This window comes from Pseudomonas soli (assembly GCF_021283165.2).
GTDB lineage: Bacteria > Pseudomonadota > Gammaproteobacteria > Pseudomonadales > Pseudomonadaceae > Aquipseudomonas > Aquipseudomonas soli.
Genome location: NZ_CP128543.1, coordinates 4,538,958 through 4,562,802, shown reverse-complemented (window position 1 = coordinate 4,562,802; position 23,845 = coordinate 4,538,958). Strand labels below are relative to the sequence as shown.

At 66.0% G+C, this 23,845-nt stretch carries 25 protein-coding genes and 1 riboswitch; of the genes, 20 read left to right on the top strand and 5 right to left on the bottom strand.

Annotated elements, in window-relative coordinates; translation table 11 throughout:
* Positions 1-39 precede the first annotated feature (39 nt).
* The 5 genes from cysM to LU688_RS21055 all read left to right on the top strand — a co-directional run bounded on the left by cysM (position 40) and on the right by LU688_RS21055 (position 6,159).
* Entirely contained in the window at positions 40-939 is a 900-nt protein-coding gene (gene cysM, locus LU688_RS21075; RefSeq protein WP_023631413.1) for a cysteine synthase CysM, read from the top strand.
* The gene (gene rlmD, locus LU688_RS21070) at positions 939-2,297 is read left to right on the top strand and encodes a 23S rRNA (uracil(1939)-C(5))-methyltransferase RlmD (RefSeq protein WP_094011806.1); all 1,359 of its coding nucleotides are present in this window, start codon (positions 939-941) and stop codon (positions 2,295-2,297) included. Before cysM ends, rlmD begins: the two co-directional genes overlap by 1 nt.
* 99 nt (positions 2,298-2,396) lie before the next feature.
* A complete protein-coding gene (relA, locus tag LU688_RS21065; protein WP_038706624.1) occupies positions 2,397-4,637 on the top strand; it encodes a GTP diphosphokinase in 2,241 nt (746 codons plus the stop codon).
* Positions 4,638-4,759: 122 nt separating this feature from the next.
* The gene (mazG, locus tag LU688_RS21060; protein WP_023630168.1) at positions 4,760-5,593 is read left to right on the top strand and encodes a nucleoside triphosphate pyrophosphohydrolase; all 834 of its coding nucleotides are present in this window, start codon (positions 4,760-4,762) and stop codon (positions 5,591-5,593) included.
* 26 nt (positions 5,594-5,619) lie between these two features.
* On the top strand, positions 5,620-6,159 hold the full coding sequence (locus LU688_RS21055; RefSeq protein ID WP_023630169.1) for a DUF2058 domain-containing protein: 540 nt from the start codon (positions 5,620-5,622) through the stop codon (positions 6,157-6,159).
* Positions 6,160-6,205: 46 nt separating this feature from the next.
* On the opposite strand, the gene LU688_RS21050 is transcribed toward LU688_RS21055, so the two are convergent.
* From LU688_RS21050 to purM, 4 genes are all read right to left on the bottom strand, one after another.
* Positions 6,206-6,388, bottom strand: coding sequence for a hypothetical protein (locus LU688_RS21050; protein ID WP_023630170.1), 183 nt, complete (start codon positions 6,386-6,388; stop codon positions 6,206-6,208).
* 249 nt (positions 6,389-6,637) lie between these two features.
* On the bottom strand, positions 6,638-7,348 hold the full coding sequence (locus LU688_RS21045; protein ID WP_023630171.1) for a DUF3108 domain-containing protein: 711 nt from the start codon (positions 7,346-7,348) through the stop codon (positions 6,638-6,640).
* An 8-nt stretch (positions 7,349-7,356) separates the two neighbouring features.
* The gene (gene purN / locus LU688_RS21040; protein WP_023630172.1) at positions 7,357-8,010 is read right to left on the bottom strand and encodes a phosphoribosylglycinamide formyltransferase; all 654 of its coding nucleotides are present in this window, start codon (positions 8,008-8,010) and stop codon (positions 7,357-7,359) included.
* On the bottom strand, positions 8,010-9,068 hold the full coding sequence (gene purM / locus LU688_RS21035; RefSeq protein WP_038706623.1) for a phosphoribosylformylglycinamidine cyclo-ligase: 1,059 nt from the start codon (positions 9,066-9,068) through the stop codon (positions 8,010-8,012). Before purM ends, purN begins: the two co-directional genes overlap by 1 nt.
* A 342-nt stretch (positions 9,069-9,410) precedes the next feature.
* Between purM and LU688_RS21030 the strand changes: the two genes are divergently transcribed.
* The 5 genes from LU688_RS21030 to LU688_RS21010 all read left to right on the top strand — a co-directional run bounded on the left by LU688_RS21030 (position 9,411) and on the right by LU688_RS21010 (position 13,895).
* Entirely contained in the window at positions 9,411-10,466 is a 1,056-nt protein-coding gene (locus LU688_RS21030) for a DUF2066 domain-containing protein (protein WP_094011807.1), read from the top strand.
* A 12-nt stretch (positions 10,467-10,478) separates the two neighbouring features.
* On the top strand, positions 10,479-11,552 hold the full coding sequence (locus LU688_RS21025; RefSeq protein WP_038706621.1) for an AI-2E family transporter: 1,074 nt from the start codon (positions 10,479-10,481) through the stop codon (positions 11,550-11,552).
* A 197-nt stretch (positions 11,553-11,749) separates the two neighbouring features.
* Positions 11,750-12,454: a DnaA regulatory inactivator Hda gene (gene hda / locus LU688_RS21020; RefSeq protein WP_031314897.1), complete on the top strand. Its 705-nt coding sequence runs from the start codon at positions 11,750-11,752 to the stop codon at positions 12,452-12,454.
* Positions 12,455-12,579: 125 nt separating this feature from the next.
* Entirely contained in the window at positions 12,580-13,215 is a 636-nt protein-coding gene (locus LU688_RS21015) for a C40 family peptidase (protein ID WP_031314898.1), read from the top strand.
* Between the two features lie 146 nt (positions 13,216-13,361).
* A complete protein-coding gene (locus LU688_RS21010; protein ID WP_094011808.1) occupies positions 13,362-13,895 on the top strand; it encodes a C40 family peptidase in 534 nt (177 codons plus the stop codon).
* A 63-nt stretch (positions 13,896-13,958) separates the two neighbouring features.
* Here LU688_RS21010 and LU688_RS21005 read toward each other — a convergent pair whose 3' ends face one another.
* On the bottom strand, positions 13,959-14,537 hold the full coding sequence (locus LU688_RS21005; RefSeq protein WP_023630053.1) for a hypothetical protein: 579 nt from the start codon (positions 14,535-14,537) through the stop codon (positions 13,959-13,961).
* 149 nt (positions 14,538-14,686) lie between these two features.
* Positions 14,687-14,904, top strand: a riboswitch (cobalamin riboswitch).
* Positions 14,905-15,016: 112 nt separating this feature from the next.
* On the opposite strand from LU688_RS21005, the gene cobO reads away from it, so the two are divergent.
* The 10 genes from cobO to LU688_RS20955 are packed head-to-tail and all read left to right on the top strand — an operon-like array spanning position 15,017 to position 23,782.
* Positions 15,017-15,628, top strand: a complete 612-nt coding sequence (cobO, locus tag LU688_RS21000; RefSeq protein ID WP_046854540.1) for a cob(I)yrinic acid a,c-diamide adenosyltransferase — start codon at positions 15,017-15,019, stop codon at positions 15,626-15,628.
* On the top strand, positions 15,625-16,920 hold the full coding sequence (locus LU688_RS20995) for a cobyrinic acid a,c-diamide synthase CobB (protein WP_094011809.1): 1,296 nt from the start codon (positions 15,625-15,627) through the stop codon (positions 16,918-16,920). The genes cobO and LU688_RS20995 overlap by 4 nt, the downstream gene beginning before the upstream one ends.
* Positions 16,917-17,567, top strand: coding sequence for a 5,6-dimethylbenzimidazole synthase (gene bluB, locus LU688_RS20990; protein WP_094011810.1), 651 nt, complete (start codon positions 16,917-16,919; stop codon positions 17,565-17,567). Before LU688_RS20995 ends, bluB begins: the two co-directional genes overlap by 4 nt.
* Positions 17,564-18,472 carry an adenosylcobinamide-phosphate synthase CbiB gene (gene cbiB / locus LU688_RS20985; RefSeq protein WP_094011811.1) on the top strand — a complete coding sequence of 303 codons (909 nt, stop codon included), beginning with the start codon at positions 17,564-17,566 and terminating at the stop codon, positions 18,470-18,472. The genes bluB and cbiB overlap by 4 nt, the downstream gene beginning before the upstream one ends.
* Positions 18,465-19,457 carry a threonine-phosphate decarboxylase CobD gene (gene cobD / locus LU688_RS20980; protein ID WP_094011812.1) on the top strand — a complete coding sequence of 331 codons (993 nt, stop codon included), beginning with the start codon at positions 18,465-18,467 and terminating at the stop codon, positions 19,455-19,457. The genes cbiB and cobD overlap by 8 nt, the downstream gene beginning before the upstream one ends.
* Positions 19,454-20,908, top strand: a complete 1,455-nt coding sequence (locus LU688_RS20975) for a cobyric acid synthase (RefSeq protein ID WP_094011813.1) — start codon at positions 19,454-19,456, stop codon at positions 20,906-20,908. Before cobD ends, LU688_RS20975 begins: the two co-directional genes overlap by 4 nt.
* A gap of 1 nt (position 20,909) precedes the next feature.
* Positions 20,910-21,431: a bifunctional adenosylcobinamide kinase/adenosylcobinamide-phosphate guanylyltransferase gene (gene cobU / locus LU688_RS20970; RefSeq protein ID WP_094011814.1), complete on the top strand. Its 522-nt coding sequence runs from the start codon at positions 20,910-20,912 to the stop codon at positions 21,429-21,431.
* Entirely contained in the window at positions 21,428-22,483 is a 1,056-nt protein-coding gene (gene cobT, locus LU688_RS20965) for a nicotinate-nucleotide--dimethylbenzimidazole phosphoribosyltransferase (RefSeq protein ID WP_094011815.1), read from the top strand. The genes cobU and cobT overlap by 4 nt, the downstream gene beginning before the upstream one ends.
* Positions 22,480-23,049: an alpha-ribazole phosphatase family protein gene (gene cobC, locus LU688_RS20960; protein ID WP_094011816.1), complete on the top strand. Its 570-nt coding sequence runs from the start codon at positions 22,480-22,482 to the stop codon at positions 23,047-23,049. Before cobT ends, cobC begins: the two co-directional genes overlap by 4 nt.
* A gap of 1 nt (position 23,050) precedes the next feature.
* Positions 23,051-23,782, top strand: coding sequence for an adenosylcobinamide-GDP ribazoletransferase (locus tag LU688_RS20955; RefSeq protein ID WP_038706612.1), 732 nt, complete (start codon positions 23,051-23,053; stop codon positions 23,780-23,782).
* Positions 23,783-23,845 lie beyond the last annotated feature (63 nt).

Genomic DNA, 23,845 nt, shown 5'->3' with positions numbered 1-23,845 from the left:
ATGATAGGCGCCCCTGCCGTCCGGATTGCGAAAACGCCCATGACCCTGCAGTACCCAACCATCGCCGACTGCGTCGGCCATACGCCGCTGGTTCGCCTGCAGCGCATCGCCGGGAACACCAGCAATACCTTGCTGCTCAAGCTCGAAGGCAACAACCCGGCAGGTTCGGTCAAGGACCGCCCGGCGTTGTCGATGATCACCCGTGCCGAACTGCGTGGCCAGATCAAGCCCGGCGACACTCTCATCGAAGCCACCTCCGGCAATACCGGCATTGCCCTGGCCATGGCCGCGGCGATCAAGGGCTACAAGATGATCCTGATCATGCCGGACAACTCCACCGCCGAACGCAAGGCGGCCATGACCGCCTATGGCGCCGAGCTGATCCTGGTGACCAAGGAAGAGGGCATGGAAGGCGCCCGCGATCTCGCGGAAAAACTGCAGGCCGAAGGCCGTGGGCTGGTGCTTGACCAGTTCGCCAACGGCGACAACCCGATCGCGCACTACAACAGCACGGGCCCGGAGATCTGGCAGCAGACCCAGGGCACGATCACCCACTTCGTCAGCTCCATGGGCACGACCGGCACCATCATGGGTTGTTCGCAATACCTCAAGGAGCAGAACCCGGCGGTGCAGATCGTTGGCCTGCAGCCGATGGAAGGCTCGGCCATTCCGGGCATTCGCCGTTGGCCCCACGAGTACCTGCCGAAGATCTTCGACGCCACCCGGGTCGACCGCGTGGTCGACATGTCCCAGCAGGAGGCCGAGGAAACCACCCGTCGCCTGGCCCGCGAAGAGGGCATTTTCTGTGGCGTATCCTCCGGCGGGGCGGTGGCGGCGATGTTGCGTCTGTCCCGTGAAGTCGAGAACGCGGTGATGGTCGCCATCATCTGCGACCGCGGCGACCGTTACCTTTCCACCGGCCTGTTCGATCCGACCTGATGTCCAGAAAGAAAAGCAATACCGGCCTGCGTTTTCAGCCGGCCGGCGGCAACCGTGCCGCACAAGTGCCGGTGGGCAAGAAGCAGCGCTTGCTTATCGAGCGCGTGGCCGGTGACGGCCGTGGCATCGCCTTCAGCGAGGGTCGTACCTGGTTCGTCAGCGGCGCGCTGGGCGGCGAAGACGTCGAGGCGCGGGTGCTTGCCGCACGCGGCAAGGTGGTCGAGGCGCGCCTGGAACGGGTGTTCCAGGCCAGCGCCGAGCGCCGCGAAGCGCCCTGCCGTCACTACGCCCGCTGTGGCGGCTGCAACCTTCAGCACCTACCCCATGACGGCCAGCTGGCGCTCAAGCAGCGCCTGCTCGCCGAGCAGTTGCAGCGGGTGGCCGGCGTGCAGCCCGAAGAGTGGGCTGTTCCCTTGTGCGGACCGGAATTCGGCTACCGTCGCCGGGCGCGGGTAGCGGTACGCTGGGACACCAAGGCGCGTCAGCTGGAGGTCGGTTTCCGCGCCGAGGCCAGCCAGGACATCGTTGCCATCGACGACTGCGCGGTGCTGGTACAGCCCTTGCAGGCGATCATGCGCCACCTGCCGACCGTGTTGCGCAGCTTGAGCAAGCCGCAGGTGTTGGGGCATGTGGAGCTGTTCAGTGGTACCGCGGAAGCAGTGATGGTCCGGCATGTGGCGCCCTTGCCAAGTGAAGACCTGGCGCGGCTCGAGGCATTCTGCCGCGAGGCCGGCGCCCAGTTATGGCTGCAGGGCGAGGGCGAGCCGGCGCCAGTAGACGCCGCGGCGCAACTGGGCTTTGCTTTGGAGCCCTGGGGCCTGGAGCTGGCCTGGCGGCCGGGGGATTTCGTCCAGGTCAATGCCCAGGTCAACACCTCGATGATCCAGCAGGCTTTGGCCTGGCTGGCGCCCCAGGCGCATGAGCGGGTCCTGGACCTGTTCTGCGGCCTGGGCAACTTTGCCTTGCCACTGGCCCGCCAGGCGCGCGAGGTGGTGGCGGTGGAAGGCGTGCAGGCCATGGTCAGCCGTGCCGAGGCCAACGCCCACGCCAACAATGTGCATAACGCACGGTTTTTTCAGGCCGATTTATCGCAGCCTTTGGCAGGCGCTGGATGGGGTGCCGAGGGCTTTTCTGCGGTACTCTTGGATCCACCGCGCGACGGGGCTTTCGAGGTGGTGCAAGGCCTCGCCCGGCTGGGTGCGAAACGGCTGGTCTATGTATCGTGCAACCCCGCCACGCTTGCGCGTGATACGCAAGTGCTGGTCGGGCAGGGGTACCGGTTAAAAAGGGCCGGGATTCTCGACATGTTTCCTCAGACGGCGCATGTCGAAGCCATGGCGTTATTCGAAGCGGGCTAGCCGGGCTGGCCCTCTTGGTGCGGCCATCAGGGAGTGAGGGACGCACAGGTGATAGCCAGTGCACCTGCGTGGTGCGCTGTATGGAAAGGTAAAGCAAAGATGGTACAGGTGAGAGTGCACCAGCCGGTCAACAACGACGGCAGTATCAATCTCGAAGCATGGCTCGATCATGTGGTGAGCGTCGATTCGCAACTCGATCGCCCGGGGTTGAAGGAGGCCTGCGAGTTTGCCCACGAGGTCGAGAAGAAAGGCAACCCTGCCAAGCATTCCTGGGCCGATGGCACGTCCAGTTTCCAGGCGGGGCTCGAGATCGCCGAAATCCTCGCCGACCTCAAGCTCGACCAGGATTCCCTGGTGGCGGCTGTCATCTACCGTTCGGTGCGCGAAGGCAAGGTGACCTTGGCCGAGGTCGGCCAGCGCTTCGGGCCGGTGGTGTCCAAGCTGATCGACGGCGTACTGCGCATGGCGGCCATCAGTGCCAGCCTCAGCCCGCGCCAGTCGCTGGTGCTCGGCTCCCAGGCGCAGGTCGAGAACCTGCGCAAGATGCTGGTGGCGATGGTCGACGATGTACGCGTGGCGCTGATCAAGCTGGCCGAGCGTACTTGTGCCATTCGGGCGGTCAAGGCGGCCGATGACGAGAAGCGCCTGCGTGTGGCGCGCGAGGTGTTCGATATCTATGCGCCGCTGGCGCACCGCCTGGGTATCGGCCATATCAAGTGGGAACTCGAGGACCTGTCGTTCCGCTACCTCGAGCCTGACCAGTACAAGCAGATCGCCAAGTTGCTGCACGAGCGCCGGCTGGATCGTGAGCGCTTCATCAGCGACGTGATGAACCAGTTGCAGAACGAGCTGCTGGCCACCGGCGTCAACGCCGATATCAGTGGCCGGGCGAAACACATCTATTCGATCTGGCGCAAGATGCAGCGCAAGGGCCTGGAGTTCAGCCAGATCTACGACGTGCGCGCGGTGCGCGTGCTGGTGCCGGAAGTGCGTGACTGCTACACCGCGCTGGGCATCGTGCACACCCTGTGGCGGCACATTCCGAAAGAGTTCGACGATTACATCGCCAACCCCAAGGAAAACGGCTATCGCTCCCTGCACACCGCGGTGATCGGCCCCGAGGGCAAGGTGCTCGAGGTGCAGATCCGCACTCATGGCATGCACGAGGAAGCCGAGCTGGGTGTCTGCGCCCACTGGCGCTACAAGGGCACCGATGTCAAGCCCAGCTCGAACCACTACGAAGAGAAGATCTCCTGGTTGCGCCAGGTGCTGGAGTGGCACGAGGAACTGGGCGACATCGGCGGCCTGGCCGAACAGCTGCGCGTCGATATCGAGCCGGATCGCGTCTACGTGTTCACCCCCGACGGCCACGCCATCGACCTGCCCAAGGGCTCGACGCCGCTGGACTTTGCCTATCGGGTACACACCGAGATCGGCCACAACTGTCGCGGCGCCAAGATCAACGGGCGCATCGTGCCGCTGAACTACAGCCTGCAGACCGGCGAGCAGGTGGAGATCATCACCAGCAAGCACGGCAGCCCGAGCCGCGACTGGCTGAACTCCAACCTGGGCTACGTGACCACCTCGCGGGCCCGGGCCAAGATTGTCCATTGGTTCAAGCTGCAGGCTCGCGACCAGAACGTCGCCGCCGGCAAGACTCTGCTCGAACGCGAGCTGTCGCGCCTGGGCCTGCCGCAGGTGGACTTCGAGCGCCTGGCCGAGAAGGCCAACGTCAAGACCGCCGAGGACATGTTCGCCGCCCTCGGTGCCGGCGACCTGCGCCTGGCGCATATGGTCAACGCCGCCCAGCAGTTGCTCGAACCCGAGCGCCTGGAGCCGGTTGAGCTGATCCCGCGCCAGGCGCGGGGCATCCGTTCGGGCAAGCGCAACGACATTCAGATCCAGGGCGTCGGCAACCTGCTCACGCAGATGGCCGGCTGCTGCCAGCCGCTGCCGGGCGATGCCATCGTCGGCTACATCACCCAGGGCCGTGGCGTGAGCATTCACCGCCAGGACTGCGCCTCGGTGCTGCAGTTGGCGGGCAAGGAGCCGGAGCGCATGATCCAGGTCAGCTGGGGACCGATCCCGGTGCAGACCTACCCGGTCGACATCATCATCCGTGCCTACGACCGCCCGGGTTTGCTACGCGACGTTTCGCAGGTGCTGCTCAACGAGAAGATCAACGTGCTGGCGGTAAACACCCGCTCGAACAAGGAAGACAACACCGCCTTGATGTCGCTGACCATCGAGATCCCTGGCCTGGACGCCCTGGGGCGCTTGCTCGGCAGGATCTCGCAGTTGCCCAACATCATCGAGACGCGGCGTAACCGTACCCCTTGAGACAGAACGGGGCCGCTGTGCGGCCCATCGCTGGCAAGCCAGCTCCCACAGGTACGGCATAACCCTGTGGGCGCCGGCTTGTCGGCGATCGAGGGCAAGGCCCTCGCTGAGGAAAGATATTCATGACCTACACCCTCGACGACCTGCTGCACCTGATGGCCCGCCTGCGTGACCCGCAATACGGTTGCCCCTGGGACCTCAAGCAGGACTACGCCAGCATCGTCCCGCACACGATCGAAGAGGCCTACGAAGTGGCCGACACCATCGAGCGCGGCGACTTCGAGCACCTGCAGGGCGAGCTGGGCGACCTGCTGTTCCAGGTGGTCTACTACAGCCAGCTGGCAAGGGAAGAAGGGCGTTTCGAGTTCGACGGCGTGGTCGATGCGATCACCCGCAAGCTCATCCGCCGCCACCCCCATGTATTCCCCACCGGCGAGCTCTATGCGCCGCTGGACACCCCCATGCTGGACGAGGCCCAGGTCAAGTCGCGCTGGGAAGAGATCAAGGCCGAGGAGCGCGCCGAGAAGAGCGAGCCTGAACAGCTCTCGCTGCTCGACGACGTGCCGGCGGCCTTGCCTGCGCTGTCACGGGCGGCCAAGCTGCAGAAGCGCGCCGCCACGGTCGGCTTCGACTGGCCGGACGCGCTGCCGGTGCTGGACAAGGTCCGTGAAGAGCTCGACGAAGTGCTGCAGGCCATGGCCGATGGCGACAGCGATGCGCTGGAAGATGAGCTGGGCGACCTGTTGTTCGCCACCGTCAACCTGGCCCGCCACCTGCGCCACGACCCGGAAAACGCCCTGCGCCGCGCCAATCGCAAGTTCGAGCGGCGCTTCCGATTCATCGAACAGGCATTGCGCGAGCAGGGCCTGAACATCCAAGATCGTACCCTCGACGAGCTGGACGCCCTGTGGGGCGAGGCCAAGCGTCAGGAAAAGAACCTGCCCAGCTGCGGCTGAGCTGATGCATAAGTGAGTGAACTTCCATGAGCCTTTCCCTTCGCGACCAATTGCTCAAAGCCGGTCTGGTCAACCAGAAACAGGTTTCTCAGACCAACAAGGCCGAGAAAAAACAGAAACGCCTGGAGCACAAAGGCCAGGTCGAGGTGGACGACAGCCAGCAGCGCCTGGCCAAGGAAGCCCAGGCCGAGAAGGCCCGAAAAGACCAGGAGCTGAACCGCCAGGTCCAGGAGAAGGCCGAGCAGAAGGCCCGTGCCGCGCAGATCAAGCAGTTGATCGAGGCGACCCGCCTGCCCAAGCTGAATACCGAGGACTACTACAACTTCGTCGATGACAAGAAGGTCAAGCGCATCGCCGTCAACGCCCTGATGCGCAGCAAGCTGAGCAACGGCGCGCTGGCGGTCGTCGCCCATGGCGGTGGCTACGAAGTGATTCCACGCGAGGCGGCGGTGAAGATCCAGGAGCGCGACCCCAAGCGCATCCTGCTGCTCAACACCCATGTCGAGGAGGCGGACGAGGACGACCCGTACGCAGCCTACAAGATCCCTGACGATCTGATGTGGTAAGCATGAAAAACCCCGCCTAGGCGGGGTTTTTCGTTTGAAGAGGGTGTTATTGCGACGGTCGCTGGTTCTCTAGGTATTCCAGCTCCATGCGGTATTGCTGGGCCTGGTGCTCATCATGGAACATGCCGACCAGTTGGCCCTGTTGATGCACATCCCAGATCCGCACACCAGCGGCCAGGCCTTCGTGGGACATTTTCGATTCGTCGCGTTCGGTTACTTGGACTGTCATCGTTAAACTCCACTGCTTCAGTTGGCTGCGACAGCGTGTCGCACACCCTCTTTATAGAGTTTGTTAGCAGGCTAAGTAAATAAAACAGCGATGAAACAAGTTTCATGAAGAGGCCAGTCGCGGGGCAAGCCCGCTTCCACGAATCGAACACAAATACGTGCGGGCTTGGCCCGCGATTGGGCGGTGCAGGCACTCACCGAAAAAGAAGCCCCGCACAAGGCGGGGCTTCGGGTATTGCAGGCAGCGCCATCAGTTACCCTTGACCGCCTTGCCGTCTACCGTGCCATCCTGCAGCACGATCACGTATTCCTTGCCATCGGTCTCGACCTGGCGCAGTTGCACCAGCAGGTAATCCCAGTCCTTGGCGAACCATAGCTCGGTGATGCGCTTGCTCTGGCTAGGATCGCGCACGCGCTCGACCTTGACCGCATCGACCTGGCCGGTCTTGGTGGCCACTTTCTCGGTGCCCAGCACGCGGAAGTCGTAGGTGTCGATCTCGTCACCGTCGACCACCTGGTAGGTCATGCTTTTCTTGCCGGCGGCCACGTCATGCTGCAGCGCCAGTTGATAGGACGACTTGTCCAGCACGCCGCGGTTGAGCGGCAGGCTGATCGCGTCGCCACGGTCGCTGCCGGTCACCTTCTTGCCGGTCCAGTCGAAGGTGAGGTCGACTTTCTTCGCCTTGCCCAAGCCGCCACGCTCGAAGTGGTACTTCTGCGGCAGCAGGGTGTCATTGTCGAGCTTGAGGGTGCTTTGCTCGGTCAGGCTGGCGATCATCATGGAGGCCTTGAAATTAAGGTCCCAGGTACCGTTGGCGTTCTTCACCAGGCTGCGCTCGGCAGTGCCGCTCATGGGCAGCTGCTTCCAGTCGGCGGTGTAGCTGGCCGCGAAAGGCTTCAGATCAGCTGCCTGGAGGGGCAGGGCGAGCACGGCGAGAGCCAAGAGCAGGGCGCGACGCATAAATTCTCCTAGGATCGAATCAAGTGACCGCTGGCCGCCAGCGGCTGGCCATCCAGTAATGCACCGTGCTCGCCCAGACGCAAGCGTCCTTCGGCGAACCAGCGCACCGCCAGCGGGTAGATCTGGTGTTCCTGCAGGTGCACGCGCTCGGCGAGCGTCTGCTCGGTGTCGTCCGTTGCAACCGGCACCACAGCCTGTACGACCAAAGGCCCGCCATCGAGTTCCTCGGTGACGAAGTGCACGCTGCAGCCGTGCTCGGCATCGCCAGCCTCCAGCGCGCGCTGGTGGGTGTGCAGCCCTTTATACTTGGGCAACAGTGACGGATGTATGTTGAGCAAGCGGCCTTGATAGTGGCGCACGAAGCCGCCACTCAAGATGCGCATGAAACCGGCCAGCACCACCAGGTCGGGGGCGAAGCCGTCGATCAGCGCCATCAGCGCCGCATCGAAGGCTTCGCGACCGTCGAAGCCGGTGTGCGCGAGCACCGCGGTGTCGATACCGGCGGCCTTGGCGCGTTCCAGGCCGTAGGCATCGGCGCGGTTGGAAATTACCGCGCGGATGCGTACCGGGCTGTCACTGGCGCTGTTGCTGTCGATCAGCGCTTGCAGGTTGCTGCCGGAGCCCGACAGCAGTACCACGACGTTGCAGGTCTTGCCCGGCATCAGTGTGCCTTGAGGTTCTTGAGCTCGACCTGGGCGGCGCCTTCGGCGGCTTCGGCGATCTGGCCGATGACCCACGGCTGCTCGCCGGCGGCGCGCAGCACGTTCAGGGCGTTGTCGACCTGGTCCTGGGCCACGCAGATGACCATGCCCACGCCGCAGTTCAGCACGCGGTGCATTTCATGTTCGTCGACGTTGCCTTTTTCCTGCAGGAAGTCGAACACCACCGGGCGCTGCCAGCTGGCCACGTCGACCACGGCCTGGGCGCCTTTTGGCAGTACGCGCGGGATGTTGTCCAGCAGGCCGCCGCCGGTGATGTGGGCCATGGCCTTGACCGCGCCGGTCTGTTTGATCAGCTGCAGCAGGGGCTTGACGTATATGCGGGTCGGCGCCATCAGCAGGTCGGCCAGCGGCTTGCCATCGAGCTGGGTGTTGTCGATGTCGGTGCCGGACACTTCGAGGATCTTGCGGATCAGCGAGTAGCCGTTGGAGTGCGGGCCGGAGGATGGCAGGGCGATCAGGGCGTCGCCGGTGACCACTTTCGAGCCGTCGATGATCTCGGCCTTTTCCACCACGCCGACGCAGAAGCCGGCCAGGTCGTAGTCTTCGCCTTCGTACATGCCTGGCATCTCGGCGGTTTCACCACCGACCAGCGAGCAGCCGGCCAGTTCGCAACCGGCGCCGATGCCGGTGACCACGGTGGCGGCCACGTCGACGTTGAGCTTGCCGGTGGCGTAGTAGTCGAGGAAGAACAGCGGCTCGGCGCCGCACACCACCAGGTCGTTGACGCACATGGCGACCAGGTCCTGGCCGATGCTGTCGTGCTTGTTCAGGTTCAGCGCCAGGCGCAGCTTGGTGCCGACGCCGTCGGTGCCGGAGACCAGCACCGGCTGCTTGTAGCCGGCCGGGATCTCGCAGAGGGCGCCGAAGCCGCCCAGGCCACCCATGACTTCAGGGCGTGCGGTGCGCTTGGCGACGCCCTTGATGCGTTCGACCAGTGCTTCGCCGGCGTCGATGTCTACACCGGCGTCTTTGTAGCTCAGGGAGGGTTGCTTGCTCATTGATCCAGGCCTTTAGGAGGGAGGGATTCAGAAAAACGACCGGGACGGCCAAGGCCACTTTCAGAAACGGCGGCTGCCTGTACGTCACTGGTCTGCGAAGGCGCGCGATTTTATCAGGGTTGCCCCAAGGCGGCCATCCTCAGGCCGACGGGCAGGCGGGAAATCTGGGCAAAAAACGCTGTTTCACCCTGTGCGACTGGTTGCCGCGTCGGCGCCTGTATAAGGTATAGGCATGGCGACGCGCGCAAAGGCGTGGCGCGGCGGAGCATTTTCCGGCGTGGCGCGGTCACAGCCCACAGGCAAGGGCGCGTCGCCCCAAGGTCATCTGGACAGGAATCCTCAATGCGTCTTCTCAATTTCCTTGCTGGCGCCTGCCTCGTCGTGGCCGGCACCCTCGCGCAGGCCGAAACCGTCTCGGGCCTGTATCAGGTTCGCGAGCCCGTCGAAGGGCAGGGCAGCGAGGCTCGCGCCCAGGCGACCGGCAAGGCGCTCGACACCCTGGTGTTGCGCCTGACCGGCGACCCCAAGGCCGCGCAGAACCCGGCACTGGCCGCGCTGCGCAAGGACCCGCAACAGATCATCAATCAGGTCGGTACCGAGGCAGGCCCACCGGAGTCGGTGCTGGTCGAGTTCGACCCCGGCAGCACCGAGCGCGCCCTGCGCCAGGCGGGGCTGGCATTGTGGGGCAGCAACCGGCCGTCGGTCCTGGGCTGGTGGCTGAACGACAGTGTCGAGGGCAGCAGCCTGGTCGGCGATGGCCAGAGCGCCGCCGAGCCATTGCGTCGGGCAGCCCAGCATCGCGGCCTGCCCCTGCGCCTGCCATTGGCCGATCTGCAGGAGCAATTGGTGGCCAATGCCAAGCTGCTCGAGGGTAACGACCCCGCGCCGCTGCGCGAGGCGTCCGAGCGCTATGGTGCCGACGCCTTGCTGGCGGTGCACGCCCATGAGGCCGACGGCAAGTGGCAGGGCAAGTGGCAGTTGTGGCTGGGCGACAACCGCGAACAGGGCAACGCTGAAGGCAGCGACCAGGCGGCCCTGGCCGATGCGGTGCTGCTGGCAGTGAGCAACCGCCTGGCGCCGCGTTATGTCACGCGGCCCGGCGCCAGCAGCGACCTGCAGGTACAGGTGCAGGGGATGAACCTGCAGCGTTACGCCGAACTGAGCCGGGTGCTGGAACCTTATGGCGCCCGCTTGCAGATGGCAGAAGGCGACACCCTGACCTACCAGGTCAGCGGCAATCGCGAGCAATTGCGCGCCCAGCTGGGCCTGGCCAAGCTGCAGGAGCTGCCTGCCGAGCCAGCCGCCGCCACGCCTGCGCCGAGCGCGCAGGGCGATACCGGCACACCGCCGCCCACCACTGCCGCAACGCCGTTCGACGGCCTGCGCTTTCGCTGGTAAGGAGTGGCGCGAATGACTGACATGCGTCGTTGGATCTGGCTGGGCGCGGCCCTGGTGATCGCCGTGCTGCTGTACTTCCTGCACAACATCCTCTCACCGTTCCTGGTGGGCATCCTGCTGGCCTACCTGGCCGACCCGCTGGTCGATCGCCTGGAGCGCCTCGGGCTGTCGCGCACCTGGGGCGTGGTGGTGGTGTTCAGCCTGTTCACCCTGATCTTCCTGGCCCTGCTGCTGGTGCTGGTGCCGATGCTGGCCAAGCAACTGCTGCGCCTGTACGAGCTGGCGCCGCAAATGCTCGACTGGCTGCAGCACGTGGCGCTGCCCTGGGTGCAGAGCCGCCTGGGCCTGGCGGATGGCTTCTGGAAATTCGACAAGATCAAGGCCGCGATCGGCGAGCACATGGGCCAGACCACCGACATCGTCGGCGTGCTGTTGTCCCAGGCCACCGCCTCGAGCCTGGCGCTGATCGGCTGGCTGGCCAACCTGGTGCTGATCCCGGTGGTGGGCTTCTACCTGCTGCGCGATTGGGACCTGATGATGGCCAAGCTGCGCAGCCTGCTGCCGCGCCAGCGTGAGCCGCAGGTGGTGGGGTTGGCCGGCGAGTGCCACGAGGTGCTCGGGGCGTTCGTGCGCGGGCAACTGCTGGTAATGCTGGCGTTGGGCGTCATCTATTCCTCGGGGCTGATGCTGGTGGGCCTGGAGCTGGGCCTGCTGATCGGCATGCTGGCGGGGCTGGCGGCGATCGTGCCGTACATGGGCTTCATCATTGGCATTGGCGCGGCGCTGGTCGCCGGGTTGTTCCAGTTCGGCGGCGACCTCTATCCCATGCTCGGTATCGTCGCGGTGTTCATGGTCGGGCAGGCGCTGGAGGGCATGGTGCTGACTCCACTGCTGGTGGGTGACCGCATCGGCCTGCATCCGGTGGCGGTGATCTTCGCGATCCTGGCTGGCGGCGAGCTGTTCGGCTTTACCGGGGTGCTGCTGGCGCTGCCGGTGGCGGCGGTGATCATGGTGCTGCTGCGCCATGTCCACGACCTGTACAAGGAATCGGACATGTACGCCGGGGAAGTGGACCCGGATCTGTGAGCGATCACGGGGCAAGCGCGCTCCCATGCCCGGAGCCTTGAACACTAGAGGGCGTGGCAGCGGGCTTGCTCCGCAACGCAACTGCTTGATTTTACTTGTGCTATTCCCCTGCCGGATTGTGCCGCCCGCGTTGCGGGTATAGACTTTGCACACTGTTCATCAAAGGCCCCCTGTGGTCCCCGCGACCGCCCGCGAGCATGAAACCGATCCAGTTGCCCCTGGGTGTGCGTCTGCGCGACGACGCCACCTTCATCAACTACTACCCCGGCGCCAATGCCGCGGCACTGGGCTATGTCGAGCGGCTCTGCGAAGCCGACGCCGGCTGGACCGAAAGCCTCATCTACCTGTGGGGCAAGCAGGGCGTGGGCCGTACCCACCTGTTGCAGGCCGCCACCCACCGCTTCCAGCAACTCGGCGAGCCCGCCGTGTACCTGCCCCTGGCGCAATTGCTCGAGCGTGGCGTCGAACTGCTCGACCATCTCGAGCAATACGAGCTGGTGTGCATCGATGACCTGCACGTGATCGCGGGCAAGGCCGACTGGGAAGAGGCGATGTTCCACCTGTTCAATCGCCTGCGCGACAGTGGCCGGCGCCTGCTGCTGGCAGCCTCCAGCTCGCCCCGGGAGTTGCCGATCAAGCTGGCCGACCTCAAGTCGCGGCTGACCCTGGCGCTGATCTTCCAGATGCGCGGGATGTCCGACGAGGACAAGCTGCGCGCCCTGCAACTGCGCGCCTCGCGCCGCGGCCTGCATCTGACCGACGAAGTCGGCCACTTCATCCTCACCCGTGGTACGCGCAGCATGAGCGCGCTGTTCGACCTGCTCGAGCGCCTCGATCAGGCCTCCTTGCAGGCCCAGCGCAAGCTGACCATTCCGTTCCTCAAGGAAACCCTCGGCTGGTAGCGCTGAAAACACGGTGCCAGAGCGTCGAATCAGAAAAGTCACATGTTTTTCGATAAAATTTGCAAATGGGTCCGATAGAAGGCATAGTTTCCCCCTTCTAAAGGACTACAGACACGGTCGTGCCCATGCTGAAGCGCTTCGCACCCCTCGTGCCACTTGCACTTGTCACCCTTCTTTACGGCTGTGCCTCCACCGGCCCGGTCGCACCTTCGCAGGATCAACGCATGGCCACCGAGCAATCGGTCAAGGCCAAGGCCTCTGCCTCTTCCGTATTCACCGAGGAAGAGCTGGCCAGCGAAGATGACCTCGAGGCCTTCTCCAGTAACAGCAAGCCGTACCAGTTGCCCGTACTGGCCGACAGCATTCTCGAACGCGGCATGGCCCTGATCGGTACTCGCTACCGCTTCGGTGGCACCTCCGAGAAGTCCGGCTTCGACTGCAGCGGTTTCATCGGCTACCTGTTCCGCGAAGAGGCCGGCATGAACCTGCCGCGTTCGACCCGCGAGATGATCAACGTCGACGCACCGAAAGTCGCCCGCAACAAACTCAAGCCCGGCGACCTGCTGTTCTTCAGCACCAACGGTCGTGGTCGCGTCAGCCACGCTGGCATCTACCTGGGTGACAACCAGTTCATCCATTCCAGCAGCCGCCGCAGCGGTGGCGTGCGCATCGACAGCCTTGGCGATCGCTACTGGAGCAAGACCTTCATCGAGGCCAAGCGCGCGCTCGCCATGGCGCCGACCACGATCTCGCGCAATTGAATTGATATCAAAATGCTGTACCCTGCCACGGCGGCGTAGCTGAAAAGCTCGCCGCCGTGCGCATTTACAGAAAGCAGCTAATCTAAATTCTCAACTCTTTTTACCTTCGGTCATGGCCGAGGGCTTCCCGACAGGACGTTTACATCATGGCGATGTTGGCGCGCTTCGCATTCCTCTCCCTCGTGGCCCTGCTCGCGGCCTGTTCCAGTCGTGCTCCCGCTCCGGCGACAATGCCCACAGCGCCGGTGGTGTTCAATTCGTCGCCGTCTTCGCCCGCGGCGGATGATGTGCTGTTTCGTGCCATCGGGCTGGTGGGCACTCCCTATCGCTGGGGCGGCAACACTCCAGACTCTGGTTTTGATTGCAGTGGCCTGATCGGCTACGTATATCGTGATGCCGCGGGTATAAGCCTGCCACGCACCACCCGCGACATGATCGTCATGCGTGCGCCGAACGTGGATATCAATGCGCTGCAGTCCGGCGATCTGGTGTTCTTTGCCACCAATGGCGGCTCGCATGTCAGCCATGCCGGGATCTACGTGGGTGAGGGGCGTTTCGTCCATGCGCCCTCCACGGGGGGCACCGTGCGTCTGGACTACCTGTCGAACAGCTACTGGGCCAAGGCCTATCTTCAGGCCAAACGGGTGCTACCCCCTGAACATCTGGCGCAGAATCCCTGACTGCTGTTCGCTAGATAAGGACGCGGACAGCGTCTGGTTGTTCATTGGCCTGTGCCAGGGGCATCAAGCTTGCTTGAGCAGTAATGCCACGCCGGGATAGTACTGGCCCAATTCGTTGTGCAGTTTGCGGTAGCCATAGGGGAAGTACCAGGCGATCGCGCAAGCGGTGTGTTTCTGCAGGTCATCTACCAGGTCCTGGAGTTCCTCGGGGCTGGCATGCTGGCCGGCCTTCCACGGAGTGACGAACAGCGCCCCGGCCTTGAATTGGCTGGCGTAGGCGATCGTCTTGGCGTGGTTGGCGGTTTCCTGCAAGGCCGGGCCCATGTCGAGACGGGCCATGCGCGGCCAACGTTGGCTGGTGTGCAGGTGGATCGACTCTTCGGCGCTGTTGATACTCAGGTCGCCGCGGGCCTCACGCTCGCCTTCGTCACGCTGTTTCTTGCTCGTGTACTGCTGCAGCGCCGTCAGCTCGGCCTGCCAGGCGGCCGCTGCGAGCAGTCCGGTGTTGGCGGCGGCGCCATGCCAATAGGGGGCTTCGTTGTCGCCCTGGAACTGGTTGAAGCGGTCGATGCAGTCGACCCAGCGTTCCAGGGCCGGGCGCAGGAATTCCAGGCGCGGGTTATTGATGATCAGGCCTTGCATGCTGCGCTCCTTGTCATTGTGATTGAGGCCAGCCGAAATGGTGGCTAAGTGATATCACCGCTTTGAGTGTGGCACAAGCTGGCGGATCGGCCATTGACCCAGGCCAGAACGGTCTTCGTTCGATTGACGCTCCCGGTGCAACCCTCTAACCTTCGCGGCGTGTTTCAGGTGCCCGGCGAACTGCGGTTCGGCAGGGTGAAACTGGGAAGCCGGTGAGCGCCAGCAGGCGCGAGTCCGGCGCTGCCCCCGCAACGGTAGGTGAGTAAAAGACGGCGCATGGCCACTGGGTAAAGGTATCCGGGAAGGCGCGTCGTCCGGGCATGTCCCGCTCGCGAGCCCGGAGACCGGCCTGTCACTGCCAACGGCATCACGGAGGGTGATGTGCGGTGCGATGTGGCCTGGGGCCACGGCCCCTGCGCGTTCTCCGTCTGCCCGCCTTTTCCCTGTCGCCAACCGGCGACAGCCTGCGGAGACCCCTGATGAGCGAATCCACCGAACGCGACGAACGTCACCTGGCGCGCATGCTGCGCAAGAAGGCGATCATCGACGAGCGCATCGCCAATTCCCCCAACGAGTGCGGCCTGCTGCTGGTACTGACCGGCAATGGCAAGGGCAAGAGCAGTTCGGCCTTCGGCATGCTCGCCCGCGCCCTGGGCCATGGCATGCAATGCGGTGTGGTGCAGTTCATCAAGGGCCGCAACAGCACCGGCGAAGAGCTGTTCTTCCGCCGCTTCCCCGAGCAAGTGCGCTATCACGTGATGGGCGAGGGCTTCACTTGGGAGACCCAGGACCGCCAGCGCGACATCGCGGCCGCCGAAGCGGCCTGGGCGGTATCGCGCCAGTTGCTGCAGGATCCGTCGATCCAGTTCGTGGTGCTCGATGAGCTGAACATCGCCCTCAAGCATGGCTACCTCGACCTCGACCAGGTGCTGTCGGACATCCAGGCCCGCCCACCGATGCAGCATGTGATCGTCACCGGCCGTGCGGCCAAGCCCGAAATGATCGAACTGGCCGATACCGTCACCGAGATGGGCATGCTCAAGCACGCCTTCCAGGCCGGTATCCGCGCACAAAAGGGCGTCGAGCTGTGAGTGACTCGCGCCAATGCCCCGCCGTACTGATCGCGGCCCCGGCCTCGGGCCAAGGCAAGACCACGGTCACCGCCGCCCTGGCCCGCCTGCACCGCAACCTCGGGCGCAAGGTGCGGGTGTTCAAGTGCGGGCCTGACTTTCTCGACCCGATGATCCTCGAGCGTGCCAGTGGCGCGCCGGTCTACCAGCTGGACCTGTGGATGATCGGTGCCGAGGAGAGTCGTCGCCTGCTGTGGGAAGCGGCGGGGGAAGCCGACCTGATCCTGATCGAAGGCGTGATGGGGCTGTTCGACGGCACGCCGTCGAGCGCCGACCTGGCCCGCCATTTTGGCGTACCGGTGCTGGCGGTGATCGATGGCACGGCCATGGCCCAGACCTTCGGCGCCCTGGCCCTGGGCCTGGCACGTTACCAGCCCGACCTGCCGTTCGCCGGGGTGCTGGCCAACCGGGTTGGCAGCCTGCGCCATGCGCAGTTGCTCGAAGGCAGCCTCACCGAAGGCCTGCGCTGGTACGGCGGGTTGTCCCGCGAGCGTGGCATCGAGCTGCCCAGCCGCCACCTCGGCCTGGTCCAGGCCAGTGAACTGAACGACCTGGATGCGCGCCTGGATGCCGCCGCCGAAGCGCTGGGTGCCAGCTGCGATGCCGCATTGCCGCCACCGGTCGGTTTTGCCCGACCTGAGCTGCTGGGCGTGACCACGCCGCTTGCCGGGGTGCGCATCGGGGTGGCCCACGACGAAGCCTTCGCCTTCACCTATGGGGCCAACCTGGATCTGCTGCGCAGCCTCGGCGCGCAGCTCGAATTCTTCTCGCCGTTGCATGATCGTGAGTTGCCTGATGTAGACAGCCTGTACCTGCCAGGCGGCTACCCGGAGCTGCACCATCAGGCCCTGGCCGCCAACTCACCGATGCTGGAGGCGATCCGAGGCCACCACGCCGAGGGCAAGCCGTTGCTGGCCGAATGTGGCGGCATGCTCTACCTGCTCGACGCACTGACCGATGTGGCCGGTGTGCGTGCGCCGTTGGCAGGCCTGCTGCCGGGCGAGGCGACCATGCAGAAGCGCCTGGCGGCCCTGGCCCTGCAGGCCGTCGAGTTGCCCGAAGGCACCCTGCGCGGCCACACCTATCACCATTCGCTGACCAGCACCGAGCTGCAACCGATAGCCCGGGGCCTGAGCCCCAACGGCGGCCGCGGCAACGAGGCGGTCTTCCGCCTGGGCCGGCTGACCGCTTCCTACGTGCACTTCTATTTTCCGTCCAACCCCGACGCGGCGGCGGCGCTGTTGCGACCATGAGCGAACACGCGTACAGCGCCGTTGAACGCGCGGCTATCTACCGGGCCATCGGTGAGCGCCGCGACATGCGCCATTTCGCCGGCGGCGAGGTGGCGCCCGAGTTGCTCGGGCGTCTGCTGGCCGCGGCTCACCAAGCCCCCAGCGTGGGCCTGATGCAGCCCTGGCGCTTCATTCGTATCAGCCAGCGCGGTTTGCGCGAACGTATCCAGGCTTTGGTGGAGGAAGAGCGGGTGCGCACCGCCGAAGCCCTGGGCGAACGCTCCGATGAGTTCATGAAGCTCAAGGTCGAAGGCATCAACGACTGCGCCGAGGTGCTGGTGGCAGCGCTGATGGACAAGCGCGAGGCGCATGTCTTCGGCCGTCGCACCCTGCCGGAGATGGACCTGGCTTCGCTGGCCTGCGCCATCCAGAACCTGTGGCTGGCGGCGCGGGCCGAAGGGCTGGGCATGGGCTGGGTGTCGCTGTTCGAGCCCCGGGCCTTGGCCGAGCTGCTGGGCATGCCCGCGGGCGCCAAGCCCATGGCGGTGCTGTGCCTGGGGCCGGTGACCGAATTCTACCCGGCGCCGATGCTGGTGCTGGAAGACTGGGCCGAGCAACGGCCGTTGAGTGACATGCTGTACGAGAACCAGTGGGGGGAATGTCCATGAGCGTGGCCTTGCTGACCGTGGCCGGCGTGGCCCTGGACGCACTGCTGGGTGAGCCGCGGCGGCGCCATCCCCTGGTCGGTTTCGGCAACCTTGCCGCGCGTCTGGAGCAGCGTTTCAACGCCGGTGGCCGGGGCTGGCGCAGCCACGGTGTCACGGCCTGGTTCCTGGCGGTGGTGCCGCTGACCTTGCTGGCGCTGATCCTTTCCTGGCTGCCTGTTATCGGCTGGCTGGTGGATGTGCTGGCGCTGTATTGCGCCCTGGGCCTGCGCAGCCTGGGCGAGCATGTGCTGCCGGTGGCCCAGGCGTTGCGCCAGGGCGACCTGGAGGAGGCGCGGCGGCGCGTCGGTTACCTGGTCAGCCGCGAAACCCGCGAGCTGGACGAGCCTGCCGTGGCCCGGGCGGCCACTGAGTCGGTGCTGGAGAACGGCAGCGATGCGGTATTCGCCGCGCTGTTCTGGTTCGTCGTGGCCGGGGCGCCGGGGGTGGTGCTGTATCGCCTGAGCAATACCCTGGATGCCATGTGGGGCTATCGCAACGAACGTTTCGAGCGCTTCGGCTGGTGCGCGGCACGCATCGACGATGGGCTGAACTATATTCCCGCCAGGCTGGTGGCGCTGACCTATGCGCTGCTGGGCAAGACCCGCCTGGCCCTGGCCTGCTGGCGCAAGCAGGCGCCGCTGTGGGACAGCCCCAACGCCGGCCCGGTGATGGCGGCGGGGGCCGGAGCCCTGGGCGTGGAGCTGGGCGGCCCGGCGGTGTACCACGGCGAGTTGCACGAACGCCCGCGCCTGGGCGAGGGGCCGATGGCCGACGCCGACGCCATCGAGCGTGGCTGGAACCTGGTACAGCGCGGCGTCTGGCTGTGGGTGCTATTGATCTGCGTGGGAGCCTACCTGAATGCTTGAGCACGGTGGCCGTCTGCTACGGGCGGTGAAACAGTACGCGATCCCTCGGCACCAGTGGCTCGACCTGTCCAGTGGTATCGCGCCCTGGCCCTACCCGATACCGCCGATTCCCGTGGACGCCTGGGCTCGACTGCCCGAGACCGAGGACGGCCTGGAGGCGGCTGCACGGCGCTACTATGGCGCGCAGCCGCTGCTGGCGGTGGCCGGCTCGCAGGCGGCGATCCAGGCTTTGCCGTACCTGCGTTCGACCGCTCGGGTCGGGGTGCTGACGCCATGCTATGCCGAACATCCGCATGCCTGGGCGCGGGCGGGGCATGCGCTGGTCGAGCTGGATGAGGCCCAGGTCGAGGACGTACTCGACAGCCTGGATGTCCTGGTGCTGGTCAATCCCAACAACCCCACCGGTCGCCGTGTGCCCCGCGAACGCCTGCTGGCTTGGCATGCGCGTCTGGCTGCGCGGGGTGGCTGGTTGCTGGTGGACGAAGCCTTCATGGACAACACGCCGGCACACAGCGTGGTCGATCAGGCCGGACAACCCGGGCTGATCGTACTGCGCTCGTTCGGCAAGTTCTTCGGTCTGGCCGGCGTGCGGCTGGGCTTCGTCGTCGCCGAGGCGGATGTGTTGCGGCAACTGGCCGAGGCGCTCGGGCCCTGGACCGTCAGTGGCCCGACCCGGGTGCTGGGGCAGGCGTGCTTCGCCGACGAGGCGACGCACCTGGCGCAGATTGCCCGTTGCGCCCAGGCCAGCCAGCGTCTGGCCATGACGCTCGAAGGCGCTGGCCTGCCACCCAGTGGCGGTTGCGACCTGTTCCAGTACGTGCGTGACGAACGTGCCGCGCACCTGCATGACTATCTCGCTCGCCGGGGCATCCTGGTGCGGCTGTTCGAGCGGCCATCGGCGCTGCGTTTCGGCCTGCCCGCCACGGCGGCGGACGAACAACGTCTGGCCCAGGCTTTGGCGGACTACCACAAGGAATCGGCATGACCACCCTCATGGTGCAAGGCACCACCTCCGATGCCGGCAAGAGCACGCTGGTCACCGCCCTGTGCCGCTGGCTGCTGCGCCAGGGCATCGCCGTGGTGCCGTTCAAGCCACAGAACATGGCGCTCAACAGCGCCGTGACCGCCGACGGCGGCGAGATCGGTCGCGCCCAGGCGGTGCAGGCCCAGGCCTGCCGGCTGGCGCCGCACACCGATATGAACCCGGTGCTGCTCAAGCCCAACAGCGACACCGGCGCCCAGGTGATCGTCCATGGCCGGGCGGTGACCAGCATGAACGCCGTGGCCTATCACGACTACAAGACCATCGCCATGCGGGCGGTGTTGGCCTCCCACGAGCGCCTGAGCGAGGCCTATCCGGTGGTGATGGTCGAGGGCGCGGGCTCTCCGGCGGAGATCAACCTGCGGGCCGGCGATATCGCCAACATGGGCTTCGCCGAGGCCGTCGACTGCCCGGTGATCCTGGTGGCCGATATCAACCGGGGCGGCGTGTTCGCCCATCTGGTCGGCACCCTGGAGCTGCTGTCGGCGAGCGAGCAGGCGCGGGTCAAGGGCTTCGTCATCAACCGTTTCCGTGGCGACATCGCCTTGCTGCAGTCTGGCCTGGACTGGCTGGAGCAGCGCACCGGCAAGCCGGTGCTGGGCGTGCTGCCCTACGTCACCGACCTGCACCTGGAGGCCGAGGATGGTATCGATACGCGCCAGGGCGAAAAGAGTGAGCGCCTGCTGAAGGTGATCGTCCCGGTGTTGCCGCGCATCAGCAACCACACCGACTTCGATCCGCTGCGCCTGCACCCTCAGGTGGACCTGCAGTTCATCGGCCCCGGCCAGCCGATCCCGCCTGCCGACCTGATCATCCTGCCTGGCTCCAAGAGCGTGCGCGGCGATCTGGCGCAACTGCGCGAGCGCGGCTGGGACGCGGCCATCGCCCGGCACCTGCGTTATGGCGGCAAGCTCATCGGCATCTGCGGCGGCCTGCAGATGCTCGGCGAGCAGGTGCATGATCCCCTGGGCCTGGAAGGACCGGCCGGCTCCAGTGATGGTCTGGGCCTGCTGGCGTACAGCACCGTGCTGGAAGCCGAGAAGCAGTTGCGTAACGTGACGGGCACGCTCGATCTCGAGCAGGCCCCGGTGGCGGGGTATGAGATCCATGCCGGCGTCACCAGCGGGCTTGCGCTGGAGCGCCCTGCAGTGCAGTTGGCCGACGGCCGTGCCGATGGCGCCATCAGCGCCGACGGGCAGATCCTCGCCACCTACCTGCATGGCCTGTTCGAGGGTAGCCAGTCGTGCGCTGCGCTGCTGCGCTGGGCTGGGCTGGCCGACGCGCAGACCATCGACTACGAGGCCCTGCGCGAGCGCGATATCGAGCGCCTGGCCGATCTGGTCGAGCAGCACCTGGACACCGCGCGCCTGCGCGAACTGTGTGGAGTCGCCTGAAATGCACAGCCTGATCCTCGGCGGCGCCCGTTCGGGCAAGAGCCGCCTGGCCGAACAACTGGCCGAAGCCAGCGACCTGCCGGTGACCTATATCGCCACCAGCCAGCCGCTGGACGGCGAGATGAATGAACGCGTGCGCTTGCACCGCGAACGGCGTCCGGCCCATTGGGGGCTGGTGGAGGAGCCCGTGGCGCTGGCCGCCGTGCTGCACGCCGAAGCCCACGAAGGGCGCTGCTTGCTGGTGGACTGCCTGACCTTGTGGCTGACCAACCTGCTGATGCTCGAGGATGACCAGCGCCTGGCGCAGGAGCGCGACGCGCTGCTCGCCAGCCTGGCGCAACTGCCGGGCACGATCATCCTGGTCAGCAACGAAACCGGCCTGGGCGTGGTGCCCATGGGCGAACTGACCCGCCGTTACGTCGACCTCGCAGGCACATTGCACCAAACCGTGGCCGAACGCTGCCAGCGCGTGGTGCTGACCGTCGCCGGCCTCCCTCTCATGCTCAAAGGACCCGCCTTATGACCCCGATGTGGTGGCGTGACGCCTGCCAACCCCTTGACAGCGCCGCCATGGACCAGGCTCGCGCCCGTCAGCAACAGCTGACCAAACCGGCCGGCTCCCTCGGCCAGCTCGAAGGCCTGGCGGTACGCCTGGCTGGCTTGCAGGGGCGCGAGCGTCCCAGCCTGGAGCGGGTCGCCATCACGATCTTCGCCGGCGACCATGGCGTGGTGGAGGAGGGCATCTCCGCCTATCCGCAAGCAGTGACCGGGCAGATGCTGCGCAACTTCGTCGGCGGTGGCGCGGCGATCAGCGTGCTGGCGCGCGAGCTGGGCGCCGAACTGCAGGTGGTGGACCTCGGCACCATCGACGCGGACCTGCAACTGCCTGGCGTGCATCACTTGCGCCTGGGGGCCGGAACCGCCAATTTCGCCCGCCAGCCCGCGATGACCGAGGGGCAACTGGCGGCGGCATTGCAGGCTGGTCGCGACAGCGCCTTGCGCGCCATCGACAAGGGCGCCCAACTGTTCATCGGCGGCGAAATGGGCATCGGCAATACCACTGCTGCGGCGGCCCTGGCCAGCACCCTGCTGGGCTGCGCGGCACATGAGCTCAGTGGCCCTGGCACTGGCCTGGACAGCGCAGGTGTACGCCACAAGGCCGAAGTGATCGAGCGCGCCCTGGTATTGCACGGTTTGCGCGCCGACCAACCGCTGCAGGCATTGGCCTGTGTCGGCGGCTTTGAAATCGCCGCGCTGGCAGGTGCGTACCTGGCCTGCGCCCAGCATGGCGTGGCGCTGCTGGTCGACGGCTTCATCTGCAGTGTCGCCGCCCTGGTGGCGGTGCGCCTCAACCCGCAATGCCGTCCGTGGCTGCTGTTTGCCCACCAAGGCGCCGAGCCAGGCCACAAGGCCCTGCTGGCGGCGCTGGAGGCCGAGCCGCTGCTGGCCCTGGGGCTGCGCCTGGGCGAGGGCAGTGGAGCGGCGCTGGCGGTGCCGCTGATGCGCCTGGCCTGCGCCCTGCACGGGCAGATGGCGACCTTTGCCGAGGCCGCGGTGGCGGATCGTCCGGCATGATCCTCGAGCTACTGCGCCATGGTGAGACCGAGCTCGGCGGCGGCCTGCGCGGCAGCCTCGACGATGCCCTTACCGAAAACGGCTGGGCGCAGATGCGTCAGGCCACCGTCGCTGCCGGCCCCTGGGATGTGCTGGTGAGCTCGCCGTTGCAGCGTTGCGCGGCGTTTGCCGAAGAGCTGGGGGCCCGGATCAACCTGCCGGTGCAGCGCGAGGCCGGTGTGCGCGAGCTGCATTTCGGCGACTGGGAAGGGCAGAGCGCCGCCCAGATCATGCAGGCCGACGCCGATGCCCTGGGACTGTTCTGGAGGGATCCTTATGCGTTCACCCCGCCTGCGGGCGAGCCAGTGCTGGTCTTTGCCGAACGGGTGCTGGCCACGCTCAAGCGCCTGCGCCGCGAGCATGCCGGCAAACGGGTGCTGGTGGTGACCCATGGTGGGGTGATGCGCTTGCTGCTGGCGCGTGCACGCGGCCTGCCACGTGAGCAACTGTTGCAGGTCGAGGTCGGCCATGGGGCGCTGGTACGCCTGGCCGTGGCACAAGACGGTCAGTTGCACGAGGTGCGCTGAGATGCTGCCGTTCTGGATTGCCCTGCAGTTTCTCAGCAGCCTGCCGGTGCGCCTGTCGGGTATGCCGACGCCACAGGAAATGGGGCGTTCGCTGCTGTTCTATCCCGTGGTGGGGCTGCTGTTCGGCTTGCTGCTGTGGCTGGCCAGCCAGCTGCTGGATGGCGTGGCGGCCCCTCTGCACGCGGCCTTGCTCCTGGCGCTGTGGGTGTTGCTCAGTGGCGCGCTGCACCTGGATGGCCTGGCCGACAGCGCCGATGCCTGGCTGGGTGGCTTCGGCGACCGCGAGCGCACCTTGCAGATCATGAAGGATCCGCGCAGCGGGCCGATCGCCGTGGTCACCCTGGTACTGGTGCTGTTGCTCAAGTTCTGTGCCCTGTGGGTACTGGTCGAGCGGGGGGCTGGCGGCCTGCTGGTGCTGGCACCGGTGGTCGGGCGCGCGGCGATGCTGGGGTTGTTCCTCGGTACGCCCTATGTGCGCCCCGGTGGGCTCGGGTCGGCACTGGCCGAGCATCTGCCGCGGCATGGCGCTATCTGGGTGTTGCTGGCCACTGTGGCACTCTGCGTGGTCATGGGCGGCTGGCCGGTGCTGGGGGTAATGCTGCTGGCACTGCTGGTGTTCGCCTGGCTGCGACGGTTGATGTGCAAGCGGTTGGGTGGGGCCACCGGGGATACCGCCGGGGCACTGCTCGAATTGCTGGAACTGGTGGTGGTGCTTGGCCTGGCGTTGCAATAGGCCGCCGGCCGGGTGATCTGGTCGAGTATGCCGATCTTGTACGGATGAAAAAGTGGCGGGCCC